12 protein-coding genes and 1 pseudogene are annotated in these 13,287 nt (G+C 42.3%); 1 reads left to right on the top strand and 12 read right to left on the bottom strand.

Annotation, left to right across the window (positions count from 1 at the left end; all coding sequences use genetic code 11):
• Positions 1-98: 98 nt before the first annotated feature.
• The 12 genes from ACSMDR_RS16650 to ACSMDR_RS16595 form a co-directional block, all read right to left on the bottom strand.
• Positions 99-1,109: an NAD-dependent epimerase gene (locus ACSMDR_RS16650; protein ID WP_436468959.1), complete on the bottom strand. Its 1,011-nt coding sequence runs from the start codon at positions 1,107-1,109 to the stop codon at positions 99-101.
• A gap of 74 nt (positions 1,110-1,183) precedes the next feature.
• Complete coding sequence (locus tag ACSMDR_RS16645) at positions 1,184-2,353, bottom strand: nucleotide sugar dehydrogenase (protein ID WP_436468958.1); 1,170 nt, start codon at positions 2,351-2,353, stop codon at positions 1,184-1,186.
• A 77-nt stretch (positions 2,354-2,430) separates the two neighbouring features.
• On the bottom strand, positions 2,431-2,967 hold the full coding sequence (gene rfbC, locus ACSMDR_RS16640) for a dTDP-4-dehydrorhamnose 3,5-epimerase (protein WP_436468957.1): 537 nt from the start codon (positions 2,965-2,967) through the stop codon (positions 2,431-2,433).
• An 87-nt stretch (positions 2,968-3,054) separates the two neighbouring features.
• Positions 3,055-3,936, bottom strand: a complete 882-nt coding sequence (rfbD, locus tag ACSMDR_RS16635) for a dTDP-4-dehydrorhamnose reductase (protein ID WP_436468956.1) — start codon at positions 3,934-3,936, stop codon at positions 3,055-3,057.
• 6 nt (positions 3,937-3,942) lie between these two features.
• A complete protein-coding gene (locus ACSMDR_RS16630) occupies positions 3,943-5,097 on the bottom strand; it encodes a sugar transferase (protein ID WP_436468955.1) in 1,155 nt (384 codons plus the stop codon).
• A gap of 287 nt (positions 5,098-5,384) precedes the next feature.
• On the bottom strand, positions 5,385-6,143 hold the full coding sequence (locus ACSMDR_RS16625; protein ID WP_436468954.1) for an NAD-dependent epimerase/dehydratase family protein: 759 nt from the start codon (positions 6,141-6,143) through the stop codon (positions 5,385-5,387).
• A 101-nt stretch (positions 6,144-6,244) separates the two neighbouring features.
• Positions 6,245-7,111 carry a glycosyltransferase family 2 protein gene (locus ACSMDR_RS16620; protein ID WP_436468953.1) on the bottom strand — a complete coding sequence of 289 codons (867 nt, stop codon included), beginning with the start codon at positions 7,109-7,111 and terminating at the stop codon, positions 6,245-6,247.
• Between the two features lie 5 nt (positions 7,112-7,116).
• The gene (locus ACSMDR_RS16615; RefSeq protein WP_436468952.1) at positions 7,117-8,073 is read right to left on the bottom strand and encodes a WaaS/CpsH family glycosyltransferase; all 957 of its coding nucleotides are present in this window, start codon (positions 8,071-8,073) and stop codon (positions 7,117-7,119) included.
• Positions 8,063-8,680 (bottom strand): acyltransferase, encoded by a 618-nt coding sequence (locus tag ACSMDR_RS16610; RefSeq protein WP_436468951.1) that lies wholly within the window; start codon positions 8,678-8,680, stop codon positions 8,063-8,065. Before ACSMDR_RS16610 ends, ACSMDR_RS16615 begins: the two co-directional genes overlap by 11 nt.
• Positions 8,673-9,953 carry a lipopolysaccharide biosynthesis protein gene (locus ACSMDR_RS16605; RefSeq protein WP_436468950.1) on the bottom strand — a complete coding sequence of 427 codons (1,281 nt, stop codon included), beginning with the start codon at positions 9,951-9,953 and terminating at the stop codon, positions 8,673-8,675. The genes ACSMDR_RS16610 and ACSMDR_RS16605 overlap by 8 nt, the downstream gene beginning before the upstream one ends.
• Positions 9,954-11,249, bottom strand: coding sequence for a capsular polysaccharide export protein, LipB/KpsS family (locus ACSMDR_RS16600; protein ID WP_436468949.1), 1,296 nt, complete (start codon positions 11,247-11,249; stop codon positions 9,954-9,956).
• 99 nt (positions 11,250-11,348) lie between these two features.
• Entirely contained in the window at positions 11,349-11,783 is a 435-nt protein-coding gene (locus ACSMDR_RS16595; RefSeq protein ID WP_436468948.1) for a hypothetical protein, read from the bottom strand.
• 1,111 nt (positions 11,784-12,894) lie between these two features.
• On the opposite strand from ACSMDR_RS16595, the pseudogene ACSMDR_RS16590 reads away from it, so the two are divergent.
• Positions 12,895-13,256, top strand: a pseudogene (locus ACSMDR_RS16590) (IS1 family transposase); the annotation flags it as partial.
• Positions 13,257-13,287: the final 31 nt, after the last annotated feature.

Here is a 13,287-nt window from a genome sequence, read left to right as displayed (position 1 = left end):
AAGGTAGGATCTTGATTGCTCATGCTGTCACATTTCTCTTATTTGGAAACTGGATGGGTTGATCGGCTACGGCAAGGATTGCAGCGAATTATGCCGATTCAAGCCTGTTGATAGTAACCACGATACCAGTCGATAAAGGTTTTGACACCTGCTGCCACCGTCATCTGTGGCTGATAGCCAACGGCATCGAACAGGCCCCGGGTATCGGCCCAGGTGGCATGTACATCACCGGGCTGCATCGCCATCATATTCTTGATGGCCGGTTTGCCGATGGCCTGCTCCAACGCCTCGATAAAGTCGAGCAGTCGTACCGGGCTGCCATTACCTATGTTGAACAGACGGTAGGGGGCCGAACTCTGATCCCTCGCACCTTGGCTCGTCGTCCACTCAGAGTTGGCAGTCGGCACATGGTCCGCCACCCGCATTATCCCCTCGACGATATCATCCACATGGGTAAAGTCGCGGGACAGCTGGCCCTGGTTATACACATCGATGGGCTCGCCCGCCAGGATAGCCTTGGTGAACTTGAACAGTGCCATGTCGGGTCTGCCCCAGGGGCCATAGACGGTAAAGAAACGCAGGCCAGTGGTGGGAAGGCCATAGAGGTGGGAGTAGCTGTGCGCCATCAGCTCATTGGCCTTCTTGCTGGCCGCATAGAGCGAAATGGGGTGATCCACGCCATCTGTGGTGGCGAAGGGCATCTGATCATTGAGGCCATAGACCGAGCTGGACGAAGCGTAGATTAAATGGCCGATACCATGATGACGGCACCCTTCCAGTACAGTGAGCTGCCCCACCAGATTGCTGTCGGCATAGGCAAAAGGATTATCGAGGGAATAGCGCACGCCCGCCTGGGCAGCCAGATGAACAACCCGTTCGAATCCTTCATCGGCAAACAGCTTGGCCATGCCTGCACGATCGGCAAGATCCAGTCGGATAAATCGAAAACCAGGTAGAGGGGCCAGCTGCGCGAGGCGTGCCTCCTTGAGGCTCACCTCGTAATAATCATTGAGGTTATCGATACCGATCACCTCATGGCCGTCAGCGCAGAGTCGCTGCACCAGATGAAAGCCAATAAAACCAGCGGCGCCTGTGACCAGATACTTCATGGGAACACCTTCAATAGCCTTGGGATAAACCACCTCTACAGCGTGTAGATGTGGCCTCAATCATTGCGTTCTGCTCAGTCGCTACCAAACAGATCCCGGGTATAGACCTTTTCTGCGACATCGCCCAGCTCGCTTGCCATGCGATTGGAGAGGATCACATCGGATATCTGCTTGAACTCTGCCAGGTCTGTGATGACCCGGGAGTTGAAGAAGGTCTGCTCTTTGAGCGCGGGCTCAAACACCACCACCTCGATCCCTTTTGCCTTGATCCGCTTCATCACCCCTTGAATGGCAGAGGCGCGGAAATTATCGGAACCCGATTTCATGATCAAACGATAGACACCGACCACTTTGGGGTTGCGACGAATGATGGAGTCGGCAATGAAGTCTTTGCGGGTGGTATTGGCATCGACAATGGCCCGTACCAGGTTGTTGGGCACATTGTCATAGTTGGCAAGCAGCTGCTTGGTATCCTTGGGCAAACAGTAACCACCATAGCCAAAGGAGGGGTTGTTATAGTGACTGCCGATGCGCGGATCCAGCCCCACCCCTTCGATGATCTGGCGACTGTCCAGACCATGAGCCTGGGCATAGGTATCCAGCTCGTTGAAGTAGGCTACCCTCATGGCGAGGTAGGTATTGGCAAACAGCTTAATTGCTTCCGCCTCGGTGCTGTCCGTCAGCAGTACCGGCACGTCCTGCTTGACGGCGCCGCCCTGCAGCAGGGCGGCGAACCGCTCAGCCCGCTCGGAGCGCTCCCCCACTATGATGCGCGAGGGGTGCAAGTTGTCATGAAGTGCCCGCCCCTCTCGCAAGAACTCTGGTGAAAACATCAAGTTATCACAATCAAGTTCTTCTTTGAGCGCCTTGGTATAACCCACTGGAACGGTAGATTTGATCACCATCACCGCCGTAGGATTGATGGCCATCACATCCCTGATCACCGCCTCGACCGAGCGGGTATTGAAATAGTGGGTATCGGCATCGTAATCGGTCGGGGTCGCTATGATGACAAAATCAGCCCCTTGATAGGCGTGATGCTTGTCCAGGGTGGCCGTCAAATTGAGCGGCTCGTGAGCAAGGTAATGCTCAAGCTCGGCATCGGCGATGGGAGACTTGCCCTGGTTGATCAACTCAACCTTTTGGGCGACCAGATCCAGCGCGACCACTTCATTATGCTGTGCAAGCAACACGGCATTGGACAGACCGACATAGCCGGTCCCCGCTACGGCAATTTTCACCATGGGTTACCTTATTGATTAAATTAAGGTTCTTATTTTGAATCAGCAATTATGCCACAAAATTACGGTCTTCCCCTAATTCAGAATGGCGGGAAAAGAGGTGCAGTAGCATCCTTGTCAGACAGTAGCACCGGGGTATCAGCCAACATTGGCCAAGTAATAGCCAATTCCGGAGAGTTCCAGCGAAAACCACACTCCCCCGTCGGAGAGTAGTAGTCACTGCATCGATAGAGGACATCGGCACCCTCGCTCAATACATAGAAACCATGAGCAAAACCGGGGGGGATCCACATTTGGTCGCCATTCTCCTCTGACAGGAACTGGCCAACCCACTTCCCATATGAAGCTGATCCCTGGCGTACATCGACCGCCACATCGAAGATGATGCCACGAACGACTCTCACCAACTTTCCCTGTGGTTTATCCACTTGGTAGTGAAGTCCACGCAGGGTGCCCTGCTTGGAGTGACTGTGATTATCTTGCACCAGGGTGTAAGCGCCACAGTGGCGCTCAAACTCATCCTGACGCAGGGTTTCCATATAATAGCCTCGTTCATCCCTGTGGCGAGTTGGGCGCAGCAGTTTGACGTCGGGAATAGCAAGGGATTGATACCTCATCTAAGGCTTTAGATAAAGGACGAGGGGCAGTATTACATCAGGATCAACCTAATAACAGGCCATAGACCTTTCTCAAATAGGCAGCAGCTACTTGCGGATTGCCAGCCAGGCCGTCATCTTCTCCTGCCAAGAAGGCAACCCGATACCAAAAACGCTGGAGAACAATCGGCAGTCGAGCCTGGAATTGAGAGGGCGGCGCGCAGCCTGAGGCCAGTGCGCCGAAGAGATGGGGGCAACGTCAACCGGCTGCATCAAGTGCCCAAATCTACACGCTTCTCGCACCAAGGCAGAGGCAAAACCGTGCCAGCTTGTCTCCCCCTGACAGCTCAGATGATACAGCCCTCTCTTGTTCGGCTCTTTCAACACTTGCACCAAGGCAAGCACTACTGCACTTGCCAGCCAATGAACCTGGGTAGGCGCTCCCCATTGATCATCCACCACCTGAAGAGACCCTCCTTCTCTGGCGCGGCGAAGCATGGTCCGGGCGAAATGCCTCCCCTCCCCACCATAGAGCCAGCTGGTTCGAAGGAGCAAGTGGTTAGGACATAGCGCTTTTATTGCCTGCTCACCGGCATACTTGCTGGCGCCATAGACATTGAGAGGGCAAGGTTTGTCCATCTCAGTCCAGGGCTTGCTTCCACTGCCATCGAACACATAGTCGGTAGAGAAATGTACCAGCAAGGCGCCCCGCGCATTTGCCTCCCGGGCAAGGGTTGCCACGGCTGCGTGATTGGTTCGCTCTGCGAGTTCAGGCTCTGATTGCGCAAGATCGACCGCCGTATAGGCCGCCCCATTGATGATGACATCCGGATAATGGCGATCCAGGGTGCTAATCAGGGAGAACGGATCGGCGATATCACACTCGTCTCGCCCTAAAGCAAGAATCTGCCAGTGAGGCTGCTGGATACAGAGAGCAGAAGAAAGGGCTCGTCCCAACTGGCCACGAGCCCCCAACAACAAAATGCGCATCAGGGATTACCGTGCGCCAAAACCAGTCAGTATGGTTCGAATGGTCTTGAACACGATGAGTACATCCAGCCAGAGCGAGAAGTGCTTGATGTAGTAAAAATCATGTTCAATTTTGATGCGGGTATCATCTGCATCAGCGGCATAGCCGTGCACCACCTGTGCCCAGCCACTGATCCCTGGTCGCACTATGTGACGATACATATAGAAAGGGATCTCCCATTCAAACTGATCAACAAAGGTCCGTTGTTCCGGCCTTGGCCCAATCAGACTCATGTCACCTTTCAGTACATTGAAGAACTGGGGCAGCTCATCGATACGCAGCTTGCGGATCACCTTGCCTACCTTGGTGACACGCATGTCCCCATCCTGGGCAAACTGGGCACCATGTTGTTCTGAGTTCTGGCACATGCTGCGAAATTTGTAAATTTGAAAATCCTGATTGCCCTTCCCCACGCGATTTTGCAGGAACATCACGGGGCCCGGGCTCTCCAGCTTGATGAGGATTGCCGTCACCAGCATCAAGGGCGAAAACAGCGGTATCGCAATCACCGCCGCCAGTATGTCCATCCCTCTTTTAACGAAGGCATAAATAGGGGATGGCAGTAGCGAGCCAAGCTGGTTTTCATGGAGGTGGTCTATTTTCACTCGACCAGTGAGGGTTTCGCTGATCTGCTTGATGTGATAGACGGGAATATGGGCCAGGGCACACCGAGCCAGAAAACGCTCCCACTCACCGGCCAGCTTTTCATCCCGCAGATCGGCCACTACAGCGTCATAACGCACGGCGCCCAGATCAGGCTTGTCCAGAAGACGCCACTGCACGCAGGTATGCTGCGTAAGAGGTTGATAGTCTCCAAAGGGCAGCAATGCATACTTGGGTGTCCGGTAACGGCGACCGATAAAATAGGCAAGCCAGCAGCAGAGCAGTGCCACCACATATGACTCGAACAATACCTGCCGGCTGTAAGGCAGGCGCAGGAAGAAGAGAATGCCGACTAGGGCGCCATAGAGGGTGGTCACCGTGGGGATCATATAGGCCACCGGGCTGGCCCCCGGGTAGCGCAAGAAACGTTGGAGCACTATCCCTGTCAGCAGGAAGGCTACAAAGGCACCTGCCAGGGTGTTGACTCTTACGGCATCGAGGTGATGCCAAAACTCCAAGCCCCATCGCTCAATGGCAGGCAGGCAAACCGCAAGCAAAGCCCCGAAGATGAACAAGGCAGGAGGGCTGAATAATACACGCTCATACCAGCGTGAATGACGGCGTTGAAGGCTGTTGATGTTGATCATCCCAAATACTACTCAAAGACTGGGATAGATATAATGGCGACTCTTTACAATATACAGAAAGCAATACTGTGAACAAAATGCCCTCACCTAATCTATTATAGAAACTTAAGATAGCTGATTTTAGCGCAGGATGAAAAATTCAATTAAAGCCAATCAACTCAAGGTAAAAAGACGTCGCCGTTATAAATGGATAAATAACTTTGATATGTATCCATCAACCTTGACTCAAAGTCATCACTTGGGTTAATTTGGGATAGCTTAATAGCCTCTATTATATCAACAACACAGCCAAGAGTTGTTGGGTATATCTTCTCTGGCTGTACTTCATTTATGCCAAAACTGCCTTTCTCACAATTGACAAATTGAGAGAATTGCTTAGCGAGCTCTTTAGAATAACAATAGTTAATTTTAATATCTCTATCATAGACATTAATCTCGATATTATTAATTCTGTTATAAATCCAAGTAGATATTGCCGAGTTATAATTAGGTTTACATCCAGGGCCAAATACATGAGGTAAGCGGAAAAGCCATACTAAAGCTTGGCTTTCCTGCGCATAGTGAGCCAATGCAATTTCAGCGGCCTGTTTACTCTTACCATAAGCATTTTTGGGGTTGATAGCATGAATTGTGGAGGTGAATAAAATAGGGGTAGATTTCCCTGCCATTCTTAATTCTTCAATCAGTGACTCTGTAAGCCCGGCATTACTCGTAATAAATTCGTCATCGGTACAGTTTGGATTAACCTCACCAGCAAAATGAGCAATGAAATCAGCATCCATAACTTTCTCACTCAAAGAGTTGATAGAGCAACTCCGATCAAACTCAATAATATTTACACAGTGATTATCTTGCAGTTCCCTAATAAAGGTACTGCCTAGAAACCCCTTCGAACCAGTTACTAGTATAGTTTTCATATAATCGCCAATTTAATAAAAATAACTTTCAACTCAGCAGAGTAGTATGGAGATATTAGCTTATAATTTTATACCGATGCTACTTTCAAAAAGTTAAGTTATCACGGCCTCTTAAATCGCAGTTTCACTCCATCACGTACACCTGAGTAAATATTATGCCTATACGCAGCTGAATCACTTCGACCAAAACCGAAATAAAAATACTTAATAAAATAAAAAACCAAGTTTCTCACCTTCCACCGGACTGGAACATACGGCCGACCAAGCAAGGTAATATAGTTTCTAACCTGGTAGTAAAGCCTAAATGGGGAAGCAACCTTAATACTAACTAATCCGCCGAGATAACTTTCATCCCCCTCACCAACAGAATGTGTCATTTTCTGACTAGAAATAAGAATTGCATAACCTTTACTCTTAGCTCTCCAGCACCATTCAAAATCGACTACATCAATAAAAAAGTCCTCCTCCATCATACCGATACAATCAAAAACGTTGATGGGGGTTAAACTGCCACTCGCAATAATTTGATCTACAGAAAAGCATCCATTATTGCATTTAGTTCTTTTTTTAGGTATTTCGACTTTACTATTAAAATAATTTACTATAGTCGGACCAATAGAAGCAACCATACCGTCAAAGGAGTTTAATTCTTTGACCATAACCTCAAGAGAAAGCTCGCCTAGTTCAGAATCTTGATCAAACATCCAAACGGCATCTCGCCCAAGATCTCGTGAAAATAGTATCCCCATATTCTGTGCTTGGGCTATACCTTTATTTTCACCATCAGATAGCAGCACCACATTCTCACTTAAAAAAAGCTTACTTTGCAAGTTAAACTCTTTGTTTGAATTATCTACAATGATAATGTCTTTCACTCTAACCAGAAGAGAGTCGATGAGATGCTGCAATCTGTCTATTTCAGGGTTAAAGGAAACTATAACTGCGGATACATTAGAATATGAAACCATTGTATTTAGCCAAATATGTCGCGGACCCAACCAGATAGAGAATATCTGGCCATGATATCAGTTGATATTGGTAGATATTCTTTCTTAAAAAAATCTTCAACCAAACGATGATTCTTGCGTTCAAGAACTAATATGTTCTGAGGATTATAAAAGTCATAGTTCACTATGTCTTTATTTGTAGTAACTAATTTCACCTCTAAACCCAGCGTTTCTATTGCCCTTATTGTCAAACCACTCTGCATTCTATGAGGAATATCAAGTACGCTTATAGAACTGCGTGAAAGAGAAATATAAGATTCAAATTTTATTTTTTTAGTGGATATATATTGTCTATAGTCACTAAATAGAAAAGCCATTCTCTCTCGATATGATGCATATAAATAAGGTTTAAAATTCAACCATGGATTCGATCTCATTATAGATGAAACAATATCCCCCCTTCCATCATGACACCATCCAACAAAGCTTAAGTCATATTTTTTATCACTCTGTTGGCGACTTTTTATTTCATTACGGAAAAACAACGGTCGAAATTTAAAATTATATTTAACACAATCCTCTCGATCAAATGAGTAAATCTCATCGAAAAAGTTGAGGAGCATTTTTGCATTTGGGACTCGGCTAATTGAATCCCATTGGTAAAGGATAAATCGAGCCTTTTTCTGAGTATCTCTGAGATGGCTCATATTCTCTGGTGAGATATATGCTGCTTTTATGACAAAAATAATATCGTAAAAGTCTCTATTTAATTTATCTATTAAAACTTCGTGATGAGATGAGACTGTGTAGTCTTTTATAAATTTGCTTTTAATACGTAATAATCGGCTATTTAATCCCTCAGTAACATAAGTTACATGGGCACCTTGCTCTTGAAGTTCATGCATGATGGCTTGATCATAATCATAAAAACCAATGCCAATGAATAAAATATGTGCACCATGTAAGCTACATTTACCTTTCATTTAAAAAAGCTCCATTACTATCTGTTTTTCGCCATTGCTTTGAGTGAGAGCAATAACGTTTTATGATCTTAGCCGGAGCACCTACAATGACACAATAGTCAGGAAAAGTACCTCTGACAACGGAATTGGCCCCCACAATACATTGTTTACCTAGTAGCGTTCCTGCGTTTATTTTAACACCAGAACCAATAAAACAACCCTCCCCTATCTTCGTTGGATTGACGATCAAGTCTTGTTGCTGTATGTATTGGTCTATCACTCTATATTCATGATCAATATCAGTGATCATTACATCAGATGTTATACAAGTACCTTTTCCAATTTTTATATTTTTTGCGCATGTGAGATGAATTCTTTGTTCTATGGAAACATCGTCTTCAATCTCTATTTTCGGTGTAAAGCAATGCTGCTGATGCTGTCTAATTGCCTCTATTCTGGCATGATGTCCAATATAAACCCGTTTACCAACCCTCGTTGAGTGAAAAGAGAGCTTTATTGGCGATATAATCACAGTTTGAGCACCAAATGCATCGCACAGCTGCCGGTAAAAAACCGCACTTTTTACTCTGTGATACGTATAAAATATCACGTTTATAAAATTAGCCAACTTTATCCTTAATTTCATTTTGGGTCTCGACTTCTCTCTTTAGCTTGAACAGTGAATAATCACACTTAGAAGATAAATAAGCACACAGTATGGTCGATGATAACGACGATAAAGAGAAGGCATAGGCCACACCGAATACTCCATATTCAGCCATGAACAGAACGGAAAATATAACAAAAAGCACCAAATTAAAAAATGTCACTAGTGATATTTTTTTAATCTGCTTTGAAAAGAACATATAGTCCGCAAATATGCCATAAACAAATGTAAAGAAAAAACCGGCTAGCAACCATTTTACCGCAGGAAGAGACTCATGATAACGGATATCAATAAAGATATCATATATGATGATTGATATGGCACCCAGCGCAATATAGATGAAAAAGAAAGCCCCGGTAATAACTAACGTTAAGGTATATAGCTTTCTCTTTTCCTGGGAGCTATTTGAAGATAATATTTTGAAAACATAGGGTTGCCATGCCTGCGTAAATACCGAATTAAGAATTAATGCTATACTAGCGACTTGTGCAGCAACTGCATATGGCCCAACAAAGTTGGAACCCATAAATATCATTATTAAAAACTTATCACCAATACGTATAATTTGATTACCAAGCTCATTGAATACATAAGCTAACCCAGACTTAAAATAATTAAGATAAAACTTTAAGTTAAAATCAAAAACCATCAATTTATTGGATTTTATATAAAAAATCAAATAAGAGGCGATGATAAAAGAAGATAACAAAATCGCGACAACTCGCCCCTGAACACCGTATAAAAGAAAAACAACAAAAGTTATGCTGAAAAACACCTGTAACAGCGAGGTAATTACTTCAACGAAAGCAAATCTATATTGTTGATTGGATACTCTGAAGTACACAGTCATTAGACGATACAAATACCCCAAAAGAGCTGCTAATGGGATAGAAAGAAAAAGGCATGGAGAAAACGCTTCAATATTGAATATCGCATTTACAAAAAAGAATATAAAATATGTAATTAAAAATATGAGCAGAGGTATTAATGATAGACTACCCAACAACCTTCTGTAATCACTCTCTACCATTTTAAAATACTCAATACCTATGTGTACATGCGCCCCCCAGTACATCACCGTCGATAAAAATGTCACCATGACGATATAAATTGAAACCACTCCATATTCAGCTGGAGTTAAATACTTTGTCATTATGGGTAGTAGAAAAAAAGGCACAGCCCTTCCCAGCAAAGATGACATAGTATAGATGGATAACGCCCTAAAAAGATTCATCTAGAGCCACTCTAGTATCAGGTTATTATTAATAGGTTCAAAAAAAACCACGTGGTCATCAATGATCTTTTTATTGTTAATAATATATACGGCCTCTTCCGCACTTTCGATGGCATAATAATTATTGGTTTTTTCAAGTAACGCTGAGTGCACATGGTCTGCTCGCTTGATAGTTATCACCTTCCTATTGGACTGCAATGCCTCAAACACCACTGTGGATTGAATACAGACTACATCAGAAGATTTTTCGATACACATGTTTACTGACATTTCATTTAAAATGACATCAACATTGCTCAAGTGAGATAAACTCTTCTTGATTCTTAAAAAATCACCCATCTGATTAGGATGAAGTTTATATATTATTTCTCTTTCTGTATTCACAGATATATGCGACAAAAAATCGACTAGGATATCATGATGATTATCCCTACTTATGAACAAGATTGCGTTTCCGTTAATACTTTTAATATCAACGAAATCACAACCTAGTATTTTGAACTCTGTTTTTGGTATATAGACCTCCTGATGCCAGAAATCTGAAAATGCCCAAAATTCATTTGGTGTATAAACATACGTAGGTAAGATAGACCGAGGGTATGAATATGCCGGGTGCGTATACCCAACATATCCATGTTGTAACTCTACAACCTGCACATTATTCTTAATGGCAGCATGAAGCAATCCTTTCTGAATCCCATTTTGAACAATAAAGGTCTTTTCTATGGAGCTATACTTATACATTTTTTTATAAAAAGAATACTCAACAATATATTTATTATATGCATTGTTTATTGCTTTGATTAGAACATCTTCTCTGTATAGCGATGGAAAGGTTAACTGCAGAGCAGTTAAAATTTCCTTTAAAAATACTATAGGTAAGGAATGATTGATATCATAAGTAAAAAGATAGCGCTGATTAAAACATCCGCTTGCAAGATGATAAAGTTCAATCTCAAAATATGTATTACTCTTTAATGAGCGGGTTATTGGAGCACTAAAAGGATCGACATATCCAGATTGGATTTTACTTCTTGATGTCTTGCATACTAGTGTTTTTTTTCTAGATAAAACCAGACTAACTAAACATATCGTTTGCAATGATTTAGATATTAATTTTTTTATGAAGATCTTAAGCTTACCTGAACTCTTAAATAATGGAGAATCACTTTGTAGTGCATGAAAAACATCAAACCTCACAACATCCCAAATATATTCACTTTTATACATCTTAGAAAAAAGATTGTGTTCAGTCTCCATTTTATGGAAAGATGACATTAGCCTATTAATATCCATTATATATCTAGCCCCTATATAAATAGCTATAGTTATAATATATGTGGCAAACCTTGAACATCTTATTTATAAATAATGCAGACTCTCATCAGAAATAACCTAAGCATTTTTATCTAGTTTACTTTCTATATCCACTTTTACATAACGATAGGAAAGAGACATCAGCAATATAAGTACCACACAATGATTACTATCAAACATATAAGGGTTTATCAGTGCATAGCCCACATAACATATATATATAAGAGTAATTTTCTTACTTTTTAAGAAGTTAAACACCAACTTTAAATGAAAAATGACTAGAATAACCATACCAACAAAACCAATCTGGTTTAAAATATATAAAAATTGTAACTCAAAATATACATTATCAGCATAATCCCTAGCCATTGTTTTAATATTTATCGTATGCCCTAGCCCATTGCCAAACAAGACACTAAAAATATTACCAGACATATCATTAATAAGTACTCGAGCTTGATCAAAGCGAGTACCAATAGAACTCACATCCCCTGTCGATTTCAGAATTATCATGTTGTACACATAAAACATAAATATGCACATACATAAAAAAACCACAACCATATAAATAAGCGTACTAATAGAAATCTTTATCTTTAAATTACTGTCCAATATATAGAAACCGATAAAAAACACAACCGTGAACAAATAAAAAGCGAGGTTTCCGCAAAAAAATATAGCCAATATATATATGCATACATTCAGAGCACCACCGTCTCCTTTCTTATAAAGAAAGAAATTCAAGAATAATGCAAATGGGATGAGTGCATTGCCAACGATCTGAACTTTATACAAATAACCATTATAAGTATATATATCTCCCCATCCATTGCTAGTAATGAAATGCCTAAAAGGAAGATAAGTATTGAGATCAAATATGAATGGTAATGAAACACCCAATACTATTACTATAATAGCTTGAATAGTAAATATCACGTTGAAAGCTTTTAGATATACACCCTCCTCAAATCTAAGGATTGGTATTATATTTATAAGTAATAATATTATAAAAAAACGTATATTTAAAGATACTTCATTCCCTTGAAAAACTGAATAACTAGAAAGAAAAATCAAAAAAACAAAAAAAATACTGAATGGTTTAATTGATTGCTTATAGACTCCTTTGGCTGATATCACAACACAGGTCAGAATTAACAATGGAGCAATAAGACCTGACAGTATAGAGAATGGTACTTGTCTAGTTAAACAGAGTAAAAGGAGTGAGAATAAAATAAATGATATCGTATTAATGTATCGCCCGTTTATCCGTGTTGATTCTACTGGCGATATGAAAACATTGTTTTCAGCTCTCATTTTATAAACCGATTGAAAAATATATCGCACATCGAAATATATCCTATAAGCGAGGGATAGTGCGAACAAACCTCTGATGTGAGGACATAATCCATTTTTGATCAAAAGTGAGACTCAGTATAAATCACAGACTCACCTTTGCGGATAGCGCGTTGGCGATGCCTTCAAGAGGCTACGATTGTGTAATAAGCTATTTCGATACATAGCACTTTATGGTGACTATATTCACGTCCCGTAATCATTAACTGTGTATATAGTCGCTCTAAGGTCCAGTGTCGTGCCTATCTATAAACGCAATGAGCTATAAACTCATGTCAGCAACAATAATTATCGATATTGGCTGTGGCACGCCATTAATACTAAGAGGAAACGAGTGGTTGTCCACACTGTCGATCCGCTTAACGATGAAAGATCTCATCAATTTCTGGGCCCGTTGGCCTCTTTCCAACTTGGTTTTATTACCAACGATGACTGGAATAGCTACCTCCTCGAAATACATCTAACCGGGAAAATCTTCACACAGCGTATCAAGAATAATAACTTAACAATCAGAATACGCCTCAAGCGGCAGCTAGTGGCTGACTTGTAAAACCATCAGCTTCTCGCTCTGTTACGTTCCACGAGAAAGTCATCGGCACTTATATCAAAGATGCACTAACTAGCCCCATTTGAGGCATCACCAGAAATCATAACATCAGAGCAA

The organism is Aeromonas molluscorum (assembly GCF_051376105.1).
GTDB classification, from domain to species: domain Bacteria; phylum Pseudomonadota; class Gammaproteobacteria; order Enterobacterales; family Aeromonadaceae; genus Aeromonas; species Aeromonas molluscorum.
The sequence above is the reverse complement of the archived record's forward strand: the minus strand, read 5'-3'. Positions and strand labels throughout refer to the sequence as shown.

Bases quoted from the DNA above. Each gene is read 5' to 3' on its own strand.
- ACSMDR_RS16650 (WP_436468959.1), bottom strand. From the start codon at position 1,109: ATGAAGTATCTGGTCACAGGCGCCGCTGGTTTTATTGGCTTTCATCTG.
- ACSMDR_RS16645 (WP_436468958.1), bottom strand. From the start codon at position 2,353: ATGGTGAAAATTGCCGTAGCGGGGACCGGCTATGTCGGTCTGTCCAAT.
- rfbC (WP_436468957.1), bottom strand. From the start codon at position 2,967: ATGAGGTATCAATCCCTTGCTATTCCCGACGTCAAACTGCTGCGCCCA.
- rfbD (WP_436468956.1), bottom strand. From the start codon at position 3,936: ATGCGCATTTTGTTGTTGGGGGCTCGTGGCCAGTTGGGACGAGCCCTT.
- ACSMDR_RS16625 (WP_436468954.1), bottom strand. From the start codon at position 6,143: ATGAAAACTATACTAGTAACTGGTTCGAAGGGGTTTCTAGGCAGTACC.
- ACSMDR_RS16620 (WP_436468953.1), bottom strand. From the start codon at position 7,111: ATGGTTTCATATTCTAATGTATCCGCAGTTATAGTTTCCTTTAACCCT.
- ACSMDR_RS16615 (WP_436468952.1), bottom strand. From the start codon at position 8,073: ATGAAAGGTAAATGTAGCTTACATGGTGCACATATTTTATTCATTGGC.
- ACSMDR_RS16605 (WP_436468950.1), bottom strand. From the start codon at position 9,953: ATGAATCTTTTTAGGGCGTTATCCATCTATACTATGTCATCTTTGCTG.
- ACSMDR_RS16600 (WP_436468949.1), bottom strand. From the start codon at position 11,249: ATGGATATTAATAGGCTAATGTCATCTTTCCATAAAATGGAGACTGAA.
- ACSMDR_RS16595 (WP_436468948.1), bottom strand. From the start codon at position 11,783: ATGATAATTCTGAAATCGACAGGGGATGTGAGTTCTATTGGTACTCGC.